General features: G+C 69.6%; 17 protein-coding genes. 10 read left to right on the forward strand and 7 right to left on the reverse strand.

Translation table 11 applies throughout. From position 1 onward, the window contains the following. Positions 1–51 precede the first annotated feature (51 nt). The gene (locus H8F24_RS11670; RefSeq protein ID WP_197169742.1) at positions 52–984 is read right to left on the reverse strand and encodes an NAD(P)-dependent alcohol dehydrogenase; all 933 of its coding nucleotides are present in this window, start codon (positions 982–984) and stop codon (positions 52–54) included. A 99-nt stretch (positions 985–1,083) separates the two neighbouring features. Between H8F24_RS11670 and crtH the strand changes: the two genes are divergently transcribed. The 3 genes from crtH to H8F24_RS11685 all read left to right on the forward strand — a co-directional run bounded on the left by crtH (position 1,084) and on the right by H8F24_RS11685 (position 3,621). After that, entirely contained in the window at positions 1,084–2,649 is a 1,566-nt protein-coding gene (gene crtH, locus H8F24_RS11675; RefSeq protein ID WP_197159161.1) for a carotenoid isomerase, read from the forward strand. 151 nt (positions 2,650–2,800) lie between these two features. Next, complete coding sequence (locus H8F24_RS11680) at positions 2,801–3,085, forward strand: hypothetical protein (RefSeq protein WP_197154015.1); 285 nt, start codon at positions 2,801–2,803, stop codon at positions 3,083–3,085. After that, positions 3,082–3,621 carry a hypothetical protein gene (locus tag H8F24_RS11685; RefSeq protein WP_231597780.1) on the forward strand — a complete coding sequence of 180 codons (540 nt, stop codon included), beginning with the start codon at positions 3,082–3,084 and terminating at the stop codon, positions 3,619–3,621. The genes H8F24_RS11680 and H8F24_RS11685 overlap by 4 nt, the downstream gene beginning before the upstream one ends. 17 nt (positions 3,622–3,638) lie before the next feature. On the opposite strand, the gene H8F24_RS11690 is transcribed toward H8F24_RS11685, so the two are convergent. Continuing rightward, positions 3,639–4,418 carry a response regulator transcription factor gene (locus H8F24_RS11690; RefSeq protein WP_231598280.1) on the reverse strand — a complete coding sequence of 260 codons (780 nt, stop codon included), beginning with the start codon at positions 4,416–4,418 and terminating at the stop codon, positions 3,639–3,641. 159 nt (positions 4,419–4,577) lie between these two features. On the opposite strand from H8F24_RS11690, the gene H8F24_RS11695 reads away from it, so the two are divergent. Continuing rightward, entirely contained in the window at positions 4,578–4,844 is a 267-nt protein-coding gene (locus H8F24_RS11695) for a DUF6761 family protein (RefSeq protein ID WP_197154016.1), read from the forward strand. Positions 4,845–4,902: 58 nt separating this feature from the next. Here H8F24_RS11695 and grxD read toward each other — a convergent pair whose 3' ends face one another. From grxD to H8F24_RS11715, 4 genes are all read right to left on the reverse strand, one after another. Next, positions 4,903–5,226, reverse strand: a complete 324-nt coding sequence (grxD, locus tag H8F24_RS11700; protein WP_197154017.1) for a Grx4 family monothiol glutaredoxin — start codon at positions 5,224–5,226, stop codon at positions 4,903–4,905. A 117-nt stretch (positions 5,227–5,343) separates the two neighbouring features. Next, positions 5,344–5,577 (reverse strand): BolA family protein, encoded by a 234-nt coding sequence (locus H8F24_RS11705; RefSeq protein ID WP_197154018.1) that lies wholly within the window; start codon positions 5,575–5,577, stop codon positions 5,344–5,346. A 100-nt stretch (positions 5,578–5,677) separates the two neighbouring features. Continuing rightward, positions 5,678–6,223, reverse strand: a complete 546-nt coding sequence (locus H8F24_RS11710; protein ID WP_197159163.1) for a hypothetical protein — start codon at positions 6,221–6,223, stop codon at positions 5,678–5,680. 56 nt (positions 6,224–6,279) lie between these two features. After that, a complete protein-coding gene (locus H8F24_RS11715; RefSeq protein WP_231598282.1) occupies positions 6,280–6,987 on the reverse strand; it encodes a 1-acyl-sn-glycerol-3-phosphate acyltransferase in 708 nt (235 codons plus the stop codon). A 229-nt stretch (positions 6,988–7,216) separates the two neighbouring features. Here H8F24_RS11715 and H8F24_RS11720 point away from each other — a divergent pair, with 229 nt between their 5' ends. Both H8F24_RS11720 and H8F24_RS11725 read left to right on the forward strand, forming a co-directional pair. Then, positions 7,217–7,966, forward strand: coding sequence for a pyridoxine 5'-phosphate synthase (locus H8F24_RS11720; RefSeq protein WP_197154019.1), 750 nt, complete (start codon positions 7,217–7,219; stop codon positions 7,964–7,966). After that, positions 7,963–8,283: an MgPME-cyclase complex family protein gene (locus H8F24_RS11725; protein WP_197154020.1), complete on the forward strand. Its 321-nt coding sequence runs from the start codon at positions 7,963–7,965 to the stop codon at positions 8,281–8,283. Before H8F24_RS11720 ends, H8F24_RS11725 begins: the two co-directional genes overlap by 4 nt. Before the next feature lie 6 nt (positions 8,284–8,289). On the opposite strand, the gene H8F24_RS11730 is transcribed toward H8F24_RS11725, so the two are convergent. Then, entirely contained in the window at positions 8,290–8,628 is a 339-nt protein-coding gene (locus tag H8F24_RS11730; protein ID WP_197154021.1) for a hypothetical protein, read from the reverse strand. A gap of 133 nt (positions 8,629–8,761) precedes the next feature. On the opposite strand from H8F24_RS11730, the gene H8F24_RS11735 reads away from it, so the two are divergent. The 4 genes from H8F24_RS11735 to H8F24_RS11750 are packed head-to-tail and all read left to right on the forward strand — an operon-like array spanning position 8,762 to position 18,530. Beyond that, a complete protein-coding gene (locus H8F24_RS11735; RefSeq protein ID WP_197154022.1) occupies positions 8,762–9,442 on the forward strand; it encodes a metallophosphoesterase in 681 nt (226 codons plus the stop codon). 12 nt (positions 9,443–9,454) lie between these two features. Continuing rightward, positions 9,455–12,874: an exodeoxyribonuclease V subunit gamma gene (locus H8F24_RS11740; RefSeq protein ID WP_197154023.1), complete on the forward strand. Its 3,420-nt coding sequence runs from the start codon at positions 9,455–9,457 to the stop codon at positions 12,872–12,874. Further along, positions 12,871–16,794, forward strand: coding sequence for a UvrD-helicase domain-containing protein (locus H8F24_RS11745; RefSeq protein ID WP_197154024.1), 3,924 nt, complete (start codon positions 12,871–12,873; stop codon positions 16,792–16,794). Before H8F24_RS11740 ends, H8F24_RS11745 begins: the two co-directional genes overlap by 4 nt. Next, positions 16,791–18,530, forward strand: a complete 1,740-nt coding sequence (locus H8F24_RS11750; RefSeq protein ID WP_197154025.1) for an ATP-dependent RecD-like DNA helicase — start codon at positions 16,791–16,793, stop codon at positions 18,528–18,530. Before H8F24_RS11745 ends, H8F24_RS11750 begins: the two co-directional genes overlap by 4 nt. Positions 18,531–19,104: the final 574 nt, after the last annotated feature.

Below are 19,104 nucleotides of genomic sequence, written 5' to 3' on the forward strand. Positions count from 1 at the left end.
GGCACCTCGGGTGACACTCTCGATTCTAGCTGTTATTTCCGGGACGGCATACTAGGCCATCGGCAGGTGCTCCACCTGGGGCTTGATGCCATGGCGGGCGCAGAAGTCGACCATCCGCCGCAGGCTGGCGGGGGAGGAGGTGGGACTGCCGGTGAACTGGAGGCGGCCGGCGATGAAGGGAAACGCCTGCAGGGGGATCGGCTCGGTCACCACCCCGAGCTGATGCAGCCGCCCCCGCGGTGCCAGGGCCCCCACCACGGCATCCCAGTCGAGGCTGTGATTGCTGGTGTTGACGATCAGATCGAAGCGGCCGCGATGGTCTGTCAGGGCCGAGAGCGCCAGCACACCATGGGCTCCGAAAGCCGCGGCCTCAGCGGCCTTGCCCTGCGGATGGGTGGTGATGGCGGTGACCTCACAACCCCAGGCCTTGGCGAACTGCAGGGCCATGTGGCCCAACCCACCGATGCCGATCACGGCCACGCGGGCCGTGGGCGACACGGCCTCATCAAGCAGGGGGGCGAACACGGTGATGCCACCGCAGAACAGTGGACCGGCATCGGCCGGCGAGAGCCCCTCAGGAATCGGAATCAGCCAGTCCTGATGGCCCTTCACATGGCTGGCGAAGCCACCGCTGCGGCCCACCACGGTGGCCTCAAGATCGGCGCAGAGGTTCGCCTCGCCCCCCAGGCACCAGCTGCAATGGCGGCAGGAGCCGGCGATCCAGCCCAGACCCCGCAGCTGGCCCACCAGGGAGGGATCCACCCCCTCGCCCACCTGCACCACCCGGCCCACCACCTCGTGGCCAGGCACCAGGGGATAGGAACTGATGCCCCAGCTGTTGTCGATCATCGACAGATCGCTGTGGCAGAGGCCGCCGTGCAGCACCTCCAGCAGCGCTTCATCGGGGCCTGGCTCCAGCAGCTGCGCCGAGCTGCGCTGCAGCGCAGCCCCGACGCTGTCGGCCTGCCACACGGTGATCTGCATCGAGGGGGGCTGCGGCTACCGCCCGGTTCTAGCCAGGCCGGCACCTAGGGTCTGCGGCGGCGATGCTGGCAAGACGTGAGCGATTCCCTCGCAGCACCGGTGGACAGGCCTGACTGGGACGTGATCGTGATCGGCTCGGGCATCGGCGGGCTGGTCACCGCCTCCCAGCTGGCCGCCAAGGGCGCCCGGGTGCTGGTGCTGGAGCGCTACCTGATCCCGGGAGGCTCGGGGGGCAGTTTCCGGCGGCAGGGCTTCACCTTCGACGTGGGCGCCTCAATGATCTTCGGCTTCGGCGAGAAGGGCCACACCAACCTGCTCACCCGCGCCCTGGCGGATGTGGGCGAACGCTGCGCCACGGTGCCGGATCCAGCCCAGCTCGCTTACCACCTGCCCGACGGCCTGGAGGTGGCGGTCGACCGCAACTACGATACCTTCCTCGCCGATCTCACCGCCCTCTTCCCCCACGAAGCCCGCGGCATCCGCGCCTTCTACGACACCTGCTGGCAGGTGTTCCGCTGCCTCGATGCGATGCCGCTGCTCTCGCTCGAGGATCCGGCCTACCTGGCCAAGGTGTTCTTCCGTGCACCGCTGGCCTGCCTCGGCCTGGCCCGCTGGCTGCCGGTGAACGTGGGCGACGTGGCCCGCCGGCACATCCAGGATCCGGCCCTGCTGAAGTTCATCGACATGGAGTGCTTCTGCTGGAGCGTGATGCCGGCGGATCGCACGCCAATGATCAACGCCGGCATGGTGTTCTCCGACCGCCACGCCGGCGGCATCAACTACCCCAGGGGCGGCGTGGGGATGATCGCCGAGAAGCTGGTGGCTGGGCTGGAGCGGCACGGCGGCGCGATCCGCTACAAGGCCCGCGTCACCGAGGTGCTGCTCGAAGGCGATCGGCCCAACGCCCGGGCGGTGGGCGTGAAGCTGGCCAGCGGCGAAACGATCCAGGCGCGGCGGGTGGTGAGCAATGCCACCCGCTGGGACACCTTCGCCGGCGCGCCCGACGCTGAAGGATCCGTCAACCAGCCGCTGGTGGATGCCGCCCATACCCCCAGGGCCGAAGCCACCTGGCGTCGCCGCTACAGACCCTCCGCCTCCTTCCTGTCGCTGCACCTGGGCGTGGAGGCCTCGCTGATCCCCGCGGGCCTGCACTGCCACCACCTGCTGCTCGAAGACTGGTCGCAGATGGAGGAGGAACAGGGGGTGATCTTCGTGTCGATCCCCACCCTGCTGGATCCCTCCCTGGCGCCGGAGGGCCGCCACATCGTGCACACCTTCACCCCCAGCGCCATCGAGCACTGGCGCCAGCTCAGCCCCGCCGCCTATCGCGCCAAGAAGGAGGCGGACGCGGCGCGGCTGGTGCAGCGCCTGGAGGCGATCCTGCCCGGCCTGGCCGGAGCCATCCGCCTGCAGGAGATCGGCACGCCCCGCACCCACCGCCGTTTTCTCGGGCGCATGGGCGGCAGCTACGGGCCGATTCCAGCCCTGCCCCTGCCGGGCCTCCTGCCGATGCCCTTCAACCGCACCGGCATCGGCGGCCTCTACTGCGTGGGGGATTCCTGCTTCCCCGGCCAGGGGCTGAATGCCGTGGCTTTCAGCGGCTTCGCCTGTGCCCACCGCATCGGCGCCGATCTGGGCCTCAACCCCTGGGCGCTGCCCGCCTGAAGGGAGCTGGCTGTCCAGCTGATCCGCACAGAACTGGTCAGCTCAGAACCAGCGGAAAACCGCCCGTGCTGCTCTCGCAGCTGCGGGGATGTCTCCATAGCGTGACCATCGTTCCTGCCGTCGCGCGCCCTCGGGCGACGGCTTCCAGCCGATGAGTTCCGTCCCCACCCCCAGCTCCGAAGACCTGGCCCGCTACCTCGAAGCCCGCGGCGAGATGGGCAAACCCTGGATGTGGCACCTGCTGCGCCTCACCAAGCTCAAGGAGGCCAAGGACGAGATGGAGCCGGAGGCCTACCTGACCAGCCTCCAGGACGCCCATGCCGACCTGATGCGCCTGGGTGCCTTCTGGAAGGGCCGTGAAGCGGAGGTGTTCGGCGGCCGCTACCAACCGAGCGCCGTGATCGAACCGCTGCCCGGCTCCGCCGACGACCGATGACCCCGGAGCAGGCCCAGGATCCGGCCATCCATCCGATGGCGCCGCTGATCCGGCTGACCCTGCTGGGGCTTTACCTGGCTCTGGTGCTGCCCCTGCCGCCCCTCGCCCCTGAGGGGCTGCGTCTGGCCATGGCCGTGCTCGTGGCGCTGGGTCTGCTGCTGGTGCTGGCGGTCACCAGCGAGCGGGTCGAGCTGGACGCGCAGGGGCTGCGGGTGGGCCATCCCGCCTGGTGCCGCTGGTTGCTGCGCCGCGGCTGGAGTTTGCAGTGGAGCCAGGTGCGCGGCCTCACGCCCGTGGCCACCAGCCAGGGGGGGCGCGTCTACTACGTGCGAAATACGAAAGGAGCGGCCACCCTGCTGCCACAGCGGGTTGCCGCCTTCGAAGACTTTCTGGGCCGCTTCAGCCAACAAACAGGGCTCGACACCAGCTCCATCGGCCGGATCAGCCCACCCTGGACCTACCAGCTCCTGGCGGCGCTGGTCGTTGCACTGTTGATCGGCGAAATCATGGCCTTGGCTGTCAGGCCGATTGCCTGAGCATTCCATCCTGAGGGTCAGTTCAGCCGACCGAGCTGGTGGGGCTGGTGAAGCTGAAGCTGGTCGGATGCAGCGTCCGGTACAGGATCGGGAAGGGTGTCGAGGCTGAAGCGATAGCCCTGCTGCCGCATCGTTTCGATGCCGCCGCCCTCGCCAAGACCGGCCTGCTCGAGCTTGCGGCGCAGGGTGAGCACCTGGGTATCCACCGAGCGGGGACCGCCACTGAACGGCGGCCAGGCCATGCGAAGCAGTTCCTGGCGGCTGCGCACCACCCCGGGGGGCATCAACAGGGCACAGAGCAGGGCAAATTCCCGAGGACTGAGTTCCACGGGCTGATCCCGCAGGGTCACCTGCCGCAGCAGCAGATGCACTTCCAGAGGCCCCACACAGACCCGCTCCTGCAGGCCACTGCCACTGCGGCGCAGCAGGGTGCGGCAGCGGGCCGCCAGTTCCTCCAGACCGAACGGTTTACGCAACACGTCGTCGGCGCCACCATCGAGCAGGGCCACCACTGGCTCAGAGCCCGAACGGGCGGTGAGCACCATCACTGGGCAACGCAGCATGGCCCCCAATCGCAGAGCTGAACTTTCCTCCAGCAGCTCCGCACTCACCAGTAGGTCAGGAGCCTGCTCCTGACAGACATCCAGAGCCTCGCGCGCCGTGGACACGGCGGCAGCCAGATGACCATCCTGCCGGAGCCGCTGGGCCAGAACCGTGCGCAAGGTGGCATGGGGGTCCACCACCAAGACCCGTTTCGGTTGGCTGATGGCTGGAGCCTGATTCTGTTGGGTCTTCAGGTCCACCCCTGGCCCCCTGTTGCCGATACGCTACTGGCAGGGTAAGGGGAAAACGGGTATCGCCTGATGCCTTTCGTTCTGTCCCCTGCCTCTCCCTCCGCAGCGAACGCCTCAGCCCGTCTGTGCGCCGGTGTCCCGGCCCCGGGTTTCTTGCCCCCCATGACCGCCCTCCAGCACCCCGACGCCATCCGCCATTTCCAGTCGCTCTGCGATGCCTGCCAGGAGCTGGCCAGCCGTTACCACGGGCCGGCGGAGCTGCGTCTGTATGCCGATGGCTACCTGCACGCCCTGCGGCGCACGGCCGTGCTCGACCCCCTGGCCCAGCGGCGCCTCGAGGAACTGATCGATCGCTGGATCCTTGATCCCTCCAGCTTCATCGGCCCCGATGGTGACCCCCGCTCCCTCTACGAGATGGAGCGGCACTGAGTCAATTCGGGGTCATCGCTTCTGGGCTTCGGGATCGTCGCGCCGGGATTCGAGGCCTTCAGGAGGCCAGGGCCACCGCCAGGGTTTCGCGCAACTCGCCGGAGTTGTACATCTCGATCAGGATGTCGGAACCCCCCAGAAAGGTTCCGTTCACATAGATCTGCGGGATCGTGGGCCAGTCGGAGAATTCCTTGATGCCCTGGCGGATCTCCATGTCCGAGAGGACATCAAAGGTTTCGAACGGCACCGCCATTGCGTTGAGGATCTGCACCACATTGTTGGAGAAGCCGCACTGGGGCATCAGCTTGCTGCCCTTCATGAACACGAAGACCGGGCTGCTGCCGACCAGGGTCTCGATGCGCTGCTGAAGACTGGCGTCCATGGGGTGAGGGGGGAACGGTGAAGGACATGGCGAAACGGGTCGCCGGAATCAAAGGCCCGACCTGACCAGACAGCCGGTCAGACACAGGCATGCTCACAAAGAGCGGAAAATCCGATCTCAGGCGGGAACCGAGGTCTGCAGGGCCAAGGCGTGGATGGCCTCGCTGGCCAGTTCCTGCTTGAGGGCTCCGTAGACGAGTTGGTGCTGGCGCACCCGCGGCAGTCCGGCGAAGGCAGCCGAGACCACCGACACCTGCAGATGATCACCACCGCCGGTCAGATCCTCCACCGACACGCTGGCATCGGGCAGAACCCGGCTGATCGCCTCCTTGACCTGATCCGGATGAACCATGGGGGCGGTGAACGAGCACTGTGCGGAGCGGAATCTAGGGACTCGCTCTCTCAGCCGACGAGAAAGTCCCCCCTCCGGGTTGGATCAGGCGAGGCGGGCCTCAGGGGGCCGGGGTGGAGGGAGCCCCGTAGGGGGTGGTCACGAAGCCCAGTTCCACCAGGCTCTGATAGGCCTTGCGGCCCTCCTCGTTGGTAGGGGTCATCACCTTCACCACTTCAACCAGCAGGGGCACGGCCACCTCGGGCTGGTTCTGGCGCCGGAACAGGGCCGCCAGGCGCAGGTTCACCTGGGCGAGGGTTTCGAGGGCTTCGCGGCCCTTCCGATCCATCTCGCGCGGGATCCGGGCATCGAGGCCGCGGAAGGAACCGCTCAGATCGCGGTAGAAACCAAGCAGGCGGCGGGTGGCATCCCGGGCCTGGTCGTAATCCTTGCGGGCCTGGGTGAGGTTGCCGGCAGCGGCGGCCGCATCACCGCGGGCGATCACCGCCCGCACCGACTCGAGATTGAAGGCGCTGCCGGAGGCTTCGAGGGCCTTCTGGGGCTCCTCCTGCTGGGCCTGGGCCGGAGCCACCAGCACAGGGGCACCGAGCACAGCGGCCAGGGCAACGGAACCGGCCAGAGCACCGGCATGGCGCCCAGCTCGGATGAGGCGTTGGGCAGCGAAGAGCCTGCGCACGGGACGGCCAATGACTGGGTGGGACTTTATGAGACCCGCAGTGGTCGCCCCACCGCTGCACGAGCCGCTTCCTCAGCTGTTTGCATCGCGTCGGCCAGGCGGTGGGTGAGCGAGAGGGCAGCGGCGCGGCCCTGCCCCTCCACCCGAAGCGGCTCGCCGAACTGGAGGGCAGCCGGATCGCCGAGTTGCGGCGCGGCGTGCCCATAGGCGATGCCCACCGGTACCACCGCCGGATCCACTCCCTGACCGGCAGCCATCAGCGCCAGGCGGGCCAGCCCCTGGTGCAGGCGGATCGGGCCGTCCTCCCGACGGATCCGCCCCTCGGGGAACACCACCAGCTGCTCCCCGTTGGCCAGCAGATCGAGGGGGTAGCGCAAGCTGGCCAGGGTGGGGTGGCTCTGGTTCACCGGGAAGCAGCCGAGCCTGTGCAGAAACCAGCCCTGCAGCCCGCGCATTTCATCGATGGTCACCATGAAGCGGCAATCGCGGCCTGTGACGCGTCGACCGGCGGCAAAGGGCAGCATCAGCGCATCCCAGCGGGCCCGGTGGGTGGGAGCCAGCAAAACCGGCCCCAGATGGGGCAAATGCTCGGCCCCCTGCACGATCAGTCGGGAGAAGAAACCCTTCAGGGCCACGTCCTGGGTAAGAACCATGGCCAGCGGGGCCAGCCAGGGATTGATGCCGTTGCAGAGGCCGCGCTCGCGCAGGGAGCCACCCTCGCCGCGCAGAGCCAGGCTTGAAGAGGGTGCCGGCTCTGATGAACAGTCCGAGCCGTGGGACTCCACTGCATGGAAGGGATGGCCGCTGCACGGCTTCTCGGTCTGCGCCAACACCGAACCGCCGATCACCGCGAAACGTCGCCTGCACTCAACTTAAGAAGCCCGCCGCGGCCACGGGCAGCGCCACGGGCAGTTACGCCTGCGGCCCTTCATAAACTCGGCCCCCCGCCCCCATTCCCTGTTCATGGCCAGCCTCGGCGTCAACATCGATCACATCGCCCAGGTGCGCCAGGCCCGTCGCACGGTCGAGCCCGATCCGGTCACCCACGCCCTGCTGGCGGAGCTGGGCGGGGCCGATGGCATCACCGTGCACCTGAGGGAAGACCGGCGCCACATCCAGGACCGGGACGTGGAACTGCTGCGCGCCACCGTGCGCAGCCGCCTCAACCTGGAGATGGCGGCCACCGCCGAGATGGAGGCGATCGCCCTGCGCCTGCGGCCGGACATGGTCACCCTTGTGCCGGAACGGCGCCAGGAGGTGACCACCGAAGGGGGGCTGGACGTGGCCGGCCAGATCGATCCGCTGCGCGCCCTGGTGGGCCATCTGCAGGACAACGGCATCGGCGTGAGCCTGTTCGTTGATCCGGACGGGGCCCAGCTGCAGGCCTGCGTCGCCAGCGGCGCCCGCTGGGTGGAGCTCCACACCGGCGCCTACGCCGAAGCCCCCTGGGAGCAGCAACCGCTGGAGCTGGCCCGCCTGATCGAGGCCACCACCCACGCCCGCCAGCTGGGGCTGCGGGTCAATGCCGGCCACGGCCTCACTTACCGCAACGTCGAACCGGTGGCAGCGATCGAGGGCATGGAGGAACTCAACATCGGCCACACGATCGTGGCCCGCGCCCTGGCGGTGGGCCTGGAGACGGCGGTGCGGCAGATGAAGGCGCTGATTCAGAATCCCCGCCGCGACCCCCTGTTCGGCAGCCACCACCCATGAGCACGTACCACTTCGTCGCCGCCAGTGAAGCCTTCCTCACCGTCGAGGAGCCGCTTGAGGAAGTGCTGCGCGAGCGGGTGAGCAACTACGGCGAGAAGGGACGCGCCATCGATTTCTGGCTGGTGAAGCGGCCGGCCTTCCTCGAGGCGCCCGAACTGGCGGCCATCGCCGCCACCGTGCCTCGCCCGGCCGCGGCGGTGGTCTCCACCGATGAGAAGTTCATCACCTTCATGAAACTGCGCCTGGAATTCGTCGCCCAGGGATCGTTCGAGGCCCCGAGCGCGTCCATCCCCGATGCCCTGGCCAGCCTGGCCTGAGGGGCTTCAGAACAACCCCAGGAAGCGCTTGCGTTCCGGTTCCCCCTCCGATCCGGAGGCGAGTCGCCCCTGGCCACCATCCTGCTGGTAGCGGGGCTTGCTGTCGCCGATCGTGAGCGGCGCTTCCTTGTTCTTCCACCAGATCCAGTCGCGGATCGGCGGGGTGTTCATCAGGTCGTCGCGGCTGAGGCCAAGGCCGAGCTTCGCGGAGGCATCCAGCAGCACATCGAGCATGGCCTCGCCATCGCTGCAGCGGGCCAGGGCCTCGTTGGTGCGCTTGGCACCATTCAGGGCCGAGACGAGAAGCTTCACCCGCTGACTCGGTGGCAGAGTTTTTGGATCCATCCCATCGCAGCTCCAGGCCGCACCGTATCAGCGATCTCAGCGAACGATGGCGCCCTCTGCGCTGCATGGCCAGGAGAGAAAAGATGACAATCCGACCGGCCCGGGGCAAGACTCTGACTAACGCATCCGATTGATGACGCCCTTTTCACGTCCCCCACGCCATTGGGTCATCGGGGACGTCCATGGCTGTGCTGATGCCCTGCAGAGGCTGATCGGAGCGCTGCCGCCTGACGATCGGCTGGTGTTCTGTGGCGACGTGATCAACCGCGGCCCCCAGATCGAGCGCACCATGCGGATGGTGTGGCAGCTGGTGCTGAGCGGCCGGGCCGTCTGGCTGCGTGGCAACCACGAGCAGGCGCTGCTCGAGGCCCTCGACCAGGGCCACTGGTTCGGCCAGCAGGCCCTGGCCGGTTGCGACACCTACCGCCAGCTGGGCGATGGCCTCTGCCGCATCTGGCGTGATCGCCTGGCCAGCCTGCCGCTGGTGTATTGGGGGCAGGGCTGGGCCGCCACCCACGCCGGCTTCGATCCGGTGGACTGGACGCCCGACCTGCGCATCCGCCTGCCCTTCTGGCAGGCCTACGACGGCCGCTTCGGCGAGGTGGTGGTGGGCCACACCCCAGGGCCAGAGCTGCGGCGCCTCAACGGCATCGTGATGATCGACACGGCCGCCTGCTACGGCGGCGAACTCACCGCCTACTGCCCCGAAACCGGTCGCCACAGGGCGGTGCCGGGTCTCAGAAGCGGTCTGGATCTCTGCCCACTGCCGCCCGGCATGCCCTACCCGGAAGCACTGGCGGGCGGCCGCTTCTAAGGGCAGACCACCGTGCTGACGCTCTATCGCAGCAACCGGGCCGAGGTACTGGCCCAGCTGCTGGCCGCCCAGCTGCTGGCGCATCCGCCCGGACCGTTCGAGCGTGTCGAGATCCTGGTGAACACCTGGCCCACCAGCCGCTGGCTGGGGGAACAGCTCGCGATTGGGCTGGGGGGCATCGCCGCCAACCTGCGCTTTCCCTTTCCCGGCAGCCATCTGCGCCAGCTGGTGGAGAGCCTGTTGAACGCCGATGACCACACCAGCGTCTACACCCCTTCTGACCAGGCCGCCCCAGCGCCGGTCGCAGCCGATCCCTGGCGTGCCAGCCAGCTGGTCTGGCCGCTGCTGGAGCGGCTTCCGGCCCTGATCGAGCGGCCGGAGGCCCTGCCCCTGCGCCGCTGGCTGGACGAACGAGGTCATGGCAGCGGCCGGCCAGAGACCCTCGACCGGTCGCTCTGGCAGCTGGGCCGCAGCATCGCCGACGCCTTCGACGACTACACCCTCTACCGGCCGGCGATGGTGGGGGCCTGGATCGAGGGCCGGGCGGTGGACGGCCGCGGCCGGGAACTGAGTGCGGCACAGCGGTGGCAGCCCCTCTTGCTGGCGGAGCTGGCCGAGCATCTGTCGGTGCCGCCGTTCGGTCTGCGGGTGGGCCAGGCGATCGAACGGTTACGGGAGTGGTCTGCCGACCGGTTGCCTGGCGAGCCGTGGCCCGATGGAGCTCTGCCAACGACCCTGAGACCCGACAGGCCCCTGCGGCTGTTCGGGCTGAGCAGCATGGCGCCCGTTCAGGTGGAGCTGCTGCAGGCCCTCTCGGGGGTTCTGGATGTGGAGATCTACCTGCTCACCCCCTGCCGTGAGCTCTGGAAACGGCGGGGTGATGGGGGCCTGGCCCAGCTCCCCCTTGGGGAAGACTGGCTGCTGGAGGCGCCGCGCCTGGAAGCCCGCTTCGGGCGGCTGGGCGCCGAATTTCAGCAGCTGCTGGAGGGATCAGGGGAGACCCAGCTGGGTGCCTGGGAGGAACAGGATCTGTTCCTGGGCGCTGCAACCATGGCCCGCCACGGCTCTGCTGTCCAGGCGCCACGCGCCGCCACGCTGCTGGAGCAATGGCAGCAGCAGCTGGTGGAGCCGGAGGCCGCCGAACCACTCTGCCTTCCGCCGGGCGATCGCTCCCTGGAGTTCCACGCCTGTCCGGGGCCGTTGCGGCAGGTGCAGATCGTGCGGGATCGGCTGCTGCAACTGATGGCGGCCGATCCCGGTCTCGCCCCGCGCGACATCCTGGTGATGACTCCCCAGGTGGAGGCCTTCGCGCCATTGGTGGCCGCGGTGTTCGGTGACACCGACGCCACCGGCGTGGCGCTGCCATGGCGCCTCACCGACCGCAGCCAGCAGAGCGAGGCCGGCATCGCCCAGGGGCTGCTGGGCCTTCTGGCGCTCGGCGGAGAACGGCTCACCGCCTCAGGGTTCGAGGGTCTGCTGGGCTGCTCGCCACTGCTGGAGAACCGGCGCATCCCCGCCAGCGAGGCGGGCGCCATCACGACGCTGTTGCAACGGGCCGGCTTCCGCTGGGGCCTCGACGGCGACAGCCGTGCTGGCGACCCCACCCACAGCCTCGGCTGGGCGATCGACCGGCTGCTGCTGGGGTTGGTGCTGCCAGCGGAGCCGGGGCTGGCTCCGGCGGAGTGCTCCCCCCTGCCGCTGGCTGGGAGCCTGGAACAGCAGACTCGCTGGCTGCTGTTCCTCCAGGACCTGCGCCGCTGGCTGGGGCTGCTGGGCCAGGGCCGCACCCCGGCGGCCTGGGCACCCGTGCTGCGCCAGCTGCTGGAGGAGCTGTTCGGAGCCGGTGGCGAACGGGCCTGGGAGCTGCCGCTGATTCAGGGGGCGATCGCCGACTGGCTGCGTGTGGCCGGCTCCAGTGCGCTGATCCTCGATGCCACCGTGGTGGCGGAGGTGCTGGGCGAGCAGCTCAGTGCCGACAGCGGCCGCTTCGGCCACCGCAGTGGGGCGCTGACGATCAGCGCCCTGGAGCCGATGCGGGCGATTCCCCATCGGGTGATTGTGCTGATGGGGCTGGATACCGGTCAGTTCCCGCGCCAGGTCGAGCGGCCCGGCTTTCACCTGATGGAGCGCCAACGGCAGCTGGGTGATCCCAGCCCCGCCGATCAGGATCGCTACGTGCTGCTCGAAAGCCTGCTCTCGGCCCGCCAGCACCTGCTGATCACCTGGAGCAGCCGCGATCAACGCAGCGGCGAAGCCCTCAGCCCCTCGACGCCGGTGCGTCAGTGGTTGGCCTTGCTGGAGCAGGAGCTGGGAGAGGAGGCCGTGGACCGGCTGCGCTGGAACCACTGCGCCAATCCCCTGGAGCGGCGCAACTTTCTGCCTCAAGGCGATCGTCCCGCCCCCTGCAGCGACCGCCGGTTGCTGCAGGCGCGCCGGCTGCTGGAGGAGCAGCGCAGTGAACCGCCCGCGGCCCTGGCCGCCCCCGGCCGCGACCAGCTGACCGTCAGCGCCACCGACAAGACCAAGCCTTCTGCCGCCGGCGAAGCCTTTGCTGACCTGCTCGCCTGGCTGCAGGCCCCGCAGGACTGCTGGCTCGAGAGCCTGGGGCTGCGGCCGCGCGAATGGGCCCGCCGGGTCGATGATCTTGAAGATCTCAGTCTCGACGAATTCCAGCGGGCCCGACTGCTGCGCCAGGAACTGGACCGGTTGGCAGTCGACACCTTGGCTGGCACGGAACACCCAGCACCGGAACCTCCACCGCCTCCCGACTGGCCGCGGCGACAGCGGGGCCAGGGGGTGCTGCCGCCCGGTGCCGCCGGCCTGCTGGAGAGCAGTGGACTCGATCAGCGCTGGACCTCGCTGCACACCTGCCTGGCCGGGCTGGGGGAGCCGCGTCAGGAGACGCTGCGCCATCAGGATCTCTGCGGCGATCTGAGCTGGCGCGGCGACCAGCTGGTGCTGGTCCACACCGCCACCCCCCGCTGCCGCCAGCGGCTGCAGCTTTGGCTGGAGCTGCTGCTGGCCTGCGCCGCCGGCGCCGGCCCGCGCCAGGCCCTGCTGATCGGCCGCGACGGTGCCTGCTTCCGGGCCCGCGAGCGCCTGAGCCCCCCCAGCCCAGCGGAGGCCGCCGCCGCCCTGGACAACCTGCGCCAGTGGCGCCAGGCCTTCCAGCGGATCTGCTGGCCGGTGCCGCCGGAAACGGGCTGGGCCTACGCCGCCGCCGAAGCGAAGAAGGCCGGCTCCGGGGCCGCCGCGGCCTGCAAACGATGGGAAGGCGGCCCTGAGCAGCAGGCGGAACGGGATGAGGAGGTGATGGCCCTCTGTTTCGGCCGCAGCCTCAGCGGCCGTGCCCTGCTGCAGGGGCCCTGCACCGCCCACGCCCTGGCCCTGCATCAACCACTGCTGCAGGTCTGGGAGGAGCTCAGGCCATGAGCAAAGCCACCGCAATCGAGGGCGTCGATCTCGAGGGTGCCGCTCTCGATTTCGATGCCAACACGGTGCCGCTCACCCCGGGAGTGCAGCTGCTTGAAGCCAGCGCCGGTACCGGCAAGACCTTTGCCCTGGCCCATCTGGTGCTGCGGCTGGTGACCCGAGAGGAGGAGCCCCTCAGCCTCGAGCAGTTGCTGGTGGTGACCTTCACCGAAGCCGCCGCCGCCGAACTGCGCGACCGGATCGCCCGCCGGCTGCAGGAGGCCCTGACGCTGCTGGAGACCCCCGCCGCCGCGACCACCCAGCCCCCCGACCAGGTGCTGGCCGACTGGCTGGCCCTGCAACCCCCAGACCCGGAGGTGCGCGACCGGCTGCGGGGCCGGCTGCTGCTTGCCCTTGAGGAGCTCGATCGGGCCGACATCACCACCATCCACGGCTTCTGCCGCCGCACCCTGCAACGCCGTGCCCTGGAGGCCGGCTTGGGTCCGGCGGTGGAGCTGGAGAACGACGATGGCGAACGCAGCCGCCAGGTCTGCCACGACTACTGGCAGCAACAGGTGCTCGGCCTGGCGCCGGAGTTATTGGCGGGGTTGCAGAGCCGCGGCCTGGGGCTCCAGCGTCTGCAGAAGCTGCTGGGGCAGCTCGACGGCGACCCGGCCCTGGAGCTCGATGCCCTGCCGGCGGCGATGGCGGCCGACCAACCGCTGGCACCCCAGCTCACGGCCCTGTGGCCGCAGCTGTGGGAGCGCTTTGTGAAGGAGTGGAGGGAGCACGGCGCCGCACTGGAGCAGAGCTTCCGCCGCCTGCCGGCCGACTGGAAAGCGCTCGGCATCCAGACCAAGACAACGCCCTACGCCGCCAAACCGAAAACAGACCGGGCCGCCCAGGTGGATCACTGGATCGCCTCCCTGGAGACCACTCCCAGCTACGCCATGGTGCTGGAGCTGCGCGAGGGCGGCACCACCGCCAGAAGCCCCAAGGCCCTGCTGCGCGACTACTTCCACCCCGCACCCTGGGTGAAGCTGACCGCACCGATGGAAGGGGAGGGCAAGACCCTGCCCGAAGCGCCGCTGATGGAGGCGATCGCAGCCCTGGTGGACGGGCCGGCGGAGCTGACCCTGCTCCATTTCGGCCACTGGGGGCGCCTGGAGCTGCGGCGGCGGCGCCGGCAGAACGGCCAGATGGGATTCGGCGACCTGCTGCTGGGCCTGGACCCCGGGCCCCAGGGGGATCGCCATGCCGCCCTGATCGCGGCCGTGCGTCAGCGCTACCGGGTGGCCCTGGTTGACGAATTCCAGGACACGGACCCGATCCAGTGGCGAATTCTCGAATCAGCCTTCACGACGGGGGGCCACCACCTGCTGGTGATGGTGGGGGACCCCAAACAGGCGATCTACCGCTTCCGCGGCGGCGAACTGGCCACCTATCGCCTGGCCCGGCACCGCGCTGACGCGGTCCATGCCCTGCGGGAGAACCGTCGTTCTGCGGAGCCCCTGGTGAAGGGGCTCAATGCCCTGATGCACATCGGGCTGGAGCGGTCGGAGCTGCCAGCGCCCAAGGTTCTCTCGCGCGCCACCAAGGGCGAGCTGGTGTTGCCCGCCGGCGAGAGACCGCTGCAGCTGCTGGCCTGCGCCCAGGAGGCCGAGCTGCCCGAGGCCATGGCCGGCCTCTGCCTGCAGCTGCTGGAGCGGGATCTGCGCCTCCGCACCGCCGCAGCGGACGAGGGCCCCGCCCCAACGCGCCCGCTGCAACCCCAGGACCTCTGCCTGCTGGTGCGCACCCATAGCCAGGCCGAAACCCTGCGCCGGGCCCTGGACGAGCGTGGACTGCCCAGCCGCCTGGTGAGCCGCGGCGATGTGTTCGCCAGCGAGGGTGCCACCACCCTGCAACGCCTGCTCGATGCCCTGGCCGACCCGGCCAGCGACGGCCGCCGCCGCCTGCTGGCCGCGTCGCCGCTGCTGGGCTGGAGTGCCACGGAGCTGGCAACGGCGACGCCGGAGGCCTGGGCCGAACTGGCCGAGCGCCTCGGCCGGCTCGCTCAGCTGCTGCCCCGTCAGGGTCTGATGGGGGTGCTTTCCCAGCTGTTGAGCACCACCGGCTTGGCCCGGTTGTCACTGGGGGGACGGCTGCTGGCCGATCTGCAGCAGGCCGCCGAACTGGTGCAGGAACGCATGCATCAGCAGGCCCTGCCGGCCGCGGCCGCGGCGGACTGGCTGCGGCGGCTGCGGCTCGATCCCGATCGCGAGGTTCCGGAGGCCCATCAGCTCCACAGCGATGCGGCCGATTCCGCCGTGGCGGTGGTCACGGTGCACCGCAGCAAGGGCCTGGAGTATCCGGTGGTGCTGTGTCCCTACCTCTGGCACGCCCCACCGGCCCCCACCAGCAGCCCACGGGAGCTGGGCCGTCGCTGGCGGCCACCGGGCAGCGCCGCGCCGCGCCTCGACCTGCATCTCTCGCCCTACTGGGGCCCAGGCCGCCAGGCCGCCCTCGCCGACCGGCAGGCCCAGGTGCAGGAACGGGAACGGCTGGCCTACGTGGCCCTGACCCGGGCCCAGCACCTGCTGGTGCTCGGCTGGCTCGATCCCCTGCCCGCCAAGCACACCGACAACCCCCTGACGCCCTGGCTCCAGGACGCCTCCGGCCAGCCGCGCAACGAGGATGACCTGCCCCTGCAGCGCCTCGATCCGGCCCAGTTGCCGCCGCCTGGCCGCCGCTGGCAGCGACCGGCGCCCGAGGGAGCGTTGGAGGGCGGCCCCCTGCCCCGCCACCGCATCGACACCAGCTGGGGCCGCAGCAGCTACTCCAGCTGGACCCACGGGGCCGCCTCCCTGGCGCCGGAGGCCCGCGAGCAGGGGCGCGACACCGATGGCCTGGTGGGCGAAACCGAGGTTCTGGGCAGCGCTGAGGGCGTCAGCGGCCAAACCCCAGCCCAAAGCGCCAGGACCAAGGATCAGGACAGCAAGCCCTTAACGGCTTCAGAACGCAGTCTGCCGAACGCCACGGTCGTCGGGCAGCCCTGGTCCCGCCACGGACCACTGGCGGAGTTCCCCCGCGGCGCCGGTCCTGGAGACACCCTGCACCGCATCCTGGAGCGGCTGGATTACCGCCAGCCCACGGACACACCAGCCAGCGTGGCGGTGGTGCAGCAGGAACTGGAGCGTGCTGGCCTGGCGCCGGAGCTGCAACCCAACCTGCTGGCCGGCCTTGAGCAATTGCGCCAGACCCCCCTGGGCGGGGAGCTGGGATCGTTCGGGCTGGCGGATCTGCCCCTGGCGGAACGGCTGAACGAGATGAGCTTCGATCTGCCCCTTGCCATCGAGCCTCCCGACGGATTGGAGCTGCCCCGTGATGGCTTTGAGAAGCCTTACCGGCGCCCTCCGCAGGTCACGGCCGCCGGCCTGGCCGAGGTGTTCGCCGCCCATCCGGGCGGCCTGGTCGATGCCGGCTATGCCAGGTCCCTTGGCGGGCTGGAGGTGGCCAGCCGCGGCTTCCTCACCGGCTCGATCGATCTGGTGTTTTGCCAGGGGGAGCGCTGGTGGGTGCTCGACTGGAAAAGCAACTGGATCGGGGAACGGGACGCGGAAGGACGGCCGCTGGCCTGCGGACCCGCCCACTACGACCGCCAGGCCATGGCGGCCCAGATGGTGGAGCGCCACTATCTGCTGCAGGCGCATCTCTACCTGGTGGCCTTGCATCGCTACCTGCGCTGGCGACTGCCGGGATACCGGCCGCAGCGGCACCTGGGCGGCTGGGTGTACGCCTTCCTGCGCGGTGCCCCGGGTCCCTGCCAGGCCGAGCAGGTGCCCGGCATGGTGGTGGAACGACCACCGCTGCAGCGCCTGCTGGCCCTGGATGCGCTGCTGCAGCGCGGTGATCGGGAGACTGGTGTTCGCGAGAGCGATGTTCGGAATACCACCGCATGACCTCCGCCGCCGCTGGACTGGGCCTGGCCGAGCTGCTGCTGGAGGCCCTGCCACGCCTCTACGCCACCCAGATCAACGCAGGCAAGTGCACCGCAACGCCGCTGGATCCGGCCCTGCTGGAGGTGATGGCCGCCCTTGGCAGCGCGCTGGAGCGGGGCGAACTGGACCTGGACCTGGAGGGACCGGCACCGGCGGAGGTGGAAGCCAGCCACTGGCCGCAGCGGCACCGGCAGGCCCTCGCCCACTCGCCCCTGAGCACCGAGGCCATCCAGCTGAACGAGGCTCCGGAAGCACCGCTGGTGCTGGTGGATGGCCGGCTGGTGCGCTGGCGCCGCTGGCACCAGCAGCTGGAGGGGGTGATGGAGAGCCTGATCCAACGCGCCCGATCCCCACTGCCGGCGATCGCCGATTCCAGCCCGCAGCGTCTGGCCCTCGACCGTGCCGCCGCTGCAGGCCTGGATCGGACGCAGCAGAGGGCGGTGGCCGCCGCTCTGCACCACGGCCTGGTGCTGCTGGGCGGCGGCCCCGGCACCGGCAAGACCAGCACCGTGGTTCAGATCCTGGCGGCCCAGCTGAGCCTGCAGCCCGCCCTGCGGATCCAGCTGGCGGCCCCCACCGGCAAGGCCGCGGCCCGGTTGCTGCAGGCGATCGAGGATGGTGCCGGCTGCCTCGCCCCCGCTGTGGCCGGCAAGCTGCGCCGCACCCCCTGCGGCACCCTGCATCGGCTGCTGGAGAGCAACGGGGAGCGATTCGGACGACACCGCCACCGGCCCCTGCAGCTGGATCTGCTGGTGGTGGATGAGGTGTCGATGGTGGATCTTCCCCTGATGGAGGCGCTGCTGGACGCCTTGCCGGCCACCTGTCGGCTGGTGCTGGTGGGAGATCCTGCCCAGCTGCCGCCGGTGGGTCCCGGACCGGTACTGCTGGAACTGCAGCGACCGGCACGGCTGAAGGCGCTGGGGGAGGCCGCTGTGCAGCTCACCACCACCTACCGCAACCACGGCGCCATCGCCGAGCTGGCCAACTGGCTGCGCGGCCGGGAAGGCCATGACCCGCAGGGCAGCAATCTGCACGGCCTGGCCAGCCAGCTTGAGGCGTGTCGCTCCAGCGGCAATCTGGCGTGGCAACAAGCCAATCCAGTCCGGGGCCTGCCTGCGGCGCTGCTGGAACCCCTGCGCCGCAGGCAGCTGCAGCTGGCCAGCCTGGCCGCCGCCATGGCCAGCTCCAGCCAGCCAACCGATGGGGCCAGTGCTCTGCTGGAGGCGCTGGGGGAGATGCTGATCCTGACGCCTGTGCGCAGGGGGCGTTGGGGAGTGGAAGCGATCCATCAGGCCCTGCTCGGCGACGCCGCCACGGCCGGTCCTGGCGCCTGGCCGCCGGGAACTCCGGTGCTGTGCTGCCGCAATTTGCCCGATCTGGGCCTGGCCAATGGCGATCTGGGCGTGGTGGTGCACAGACGCGGCGGCGCGCGGCGCCTGCTGTTCGCTGCCGCATCAGGCGGCCCAGACCGCGCCGCAGCATCCAACCAAGACCATCTGCGCTGGCTGCATCCGGCCCAGATGGCAGGGGCGGTGGAACCGGCCCTCGCCCTCACCGTGCACAAGGCCCAGGGCAGCGAAGCCGACACGGTGATCGTGCTGCTGCCGGATCCAGAGCGCGACGACCCTCGCCTGCTTTACACCGCCTTGACCCGGGCCCGCCACCAAGCCCTGCTGATCACGGCTCCACTCACCTGAGTCTTTGACCTGACGATCTGATCTGAGTACCTGAGCTGTGTGCCAGCTCTTGCCTGAATACCGATGCTGCACGGGCGTTACACAGCACCACATCGCGCAACCTGTCAACGAAACATGAACGGCCCGCGCGAGCCATTGCCAAGCGATTCATACTTCTCTCAACCGGGAAGGGAGCTATCCCCCAACCGGCGGTTTCAGAGCCCCTGCTCCAATAGTCTCTCCCCCTGGGAGTTCTCCAAATCGATATCAGGATGTTCATCGTCCTGGGCGATTCCTTCCTGCATCCCTGACCCCGCCTTCACCCTCTGTGGCGAACGCGAGCGAGGTGCCCCAAAGGTTCTCGGAGAACCGCCACCTGGACGCCCCGGCCCCAGGCGGCTCTGAAACCACCCCCTTCCAAAGCGTTCCAAGTCCTGAGCTCGAAGGTGCAGCTCAGCTGGATCGCCATCCTTGGTCGAACCCAGGCGGGCTCCCAGGCTCGACCCATCGAGTCTGCTGATGAAGGTCAAGCAGGTTCAGCCGAATTGGAAGATTCAGATGAATCATCCCGGCCTGTTCAGCCCATGCAAGAGCC

Origin of the sequence: Synechococcus sp. CBW1002 (genome assembly GCF_015840915.1) — a bacterium.
Lineage (GTDB): Bacteria > Cyanobacteriota > Cyanobacteriia > PCC-6307 > Cyanobiaceae > CBW1002.

What these genes read in the sequence shown, in the direction of transcription:
- H8F24_RS11745 (WP_197154024.1), top strand. Translation starts at nt 12,871, where the DNA reads ATGAGCAAAGCCACCGCAATCGAGGGCGTCGATCTCGAGGGTGCCGCT.
- H8F24_RS11670 (WP_197169742.1), bottom strand. Translation starts at nt 984, where the DNA reads ATGCAGATCACCGTGTGGCAGGCCGACAGCGTCGGGGCTGCGCTGCAG.
- H8F24_RS11680 (WP_197154015.1), top strand. Translation starts at nt 2,801, where the DNA reads ATGAGTTCCGTCCCCACCCCCAGCTCCGAAGACCTGGCCCGCTACCTC.
- grxD (WP_197154017.1), bottom strand. Translation starts at nt 5,226, where the DNA reads ATGGACGCCAGTCTTCAGCAGCGCATCGAGACCCTGGTCGGCAGCAGC.
- H8F24_RS11725 (WP_197154020.1), top strand. Translation starts at nt 7,963, where the DNA reads ATGAGCACGTACCACTTCGTCGCCGCCAGTGAAGCCTTCCTCACCGTC.
- H8F24_RS11685 (WP_231597780.1), top strand. Translation starts at nt 3,082, where the DNA reads ATGACCCCGGAGCAGGCCCAGGATCCGGCCATCCATCCGATGGCGCCG.
- H8F24_RS11705 (WP_197154018.1), bottom strand. Translation starts at nt 5,577, where the DNA reads ATGGTTCATCCGGATCAGGTCAAGGAGGCGATCAGCCGGGTTCTGCCC.
- H8F24_RS11750 (WP_197154025.1), top strand. Translation starts at nt 16,791, where the DNA reads ATGACCTCCGCCGCCGCTGGACTGGGCCTGGCCGAGCTGCTGCTGGAG.
- H8F24_RS11720 (WP_197154019.1), top strand. Translation starts at nt 7,217, where the DNA reads ATGGCCAGCCTCGGCGTCAACATCGATCACATCGCCCAGGTGCGCCAG.
- H8F24_RS11735 (WP_197154022.1), top strand. Translation starts at nt 8,762, where the DNA reads ATGACGCCCTTTTCACGTCCCCCACGCCATTGGGTCATCGGGGACGTC.
- H8F24_RS11695 (WP_197154016.1), top strand. Translation starts at nt 4,578, where the DNA reads ATGACCGCCCTCCAGCACCCCGACGCCATCCGCCATTTCCAGTCGCTC.
- H8F24_RS11730 (WP_197154021.1), bottom strand. Translation starts at nt 8,628, where the DNA reads ATGGATCCAAAAACTCTGCCACCGAGTCAGCGGGTGAAGCTTCTCGTC.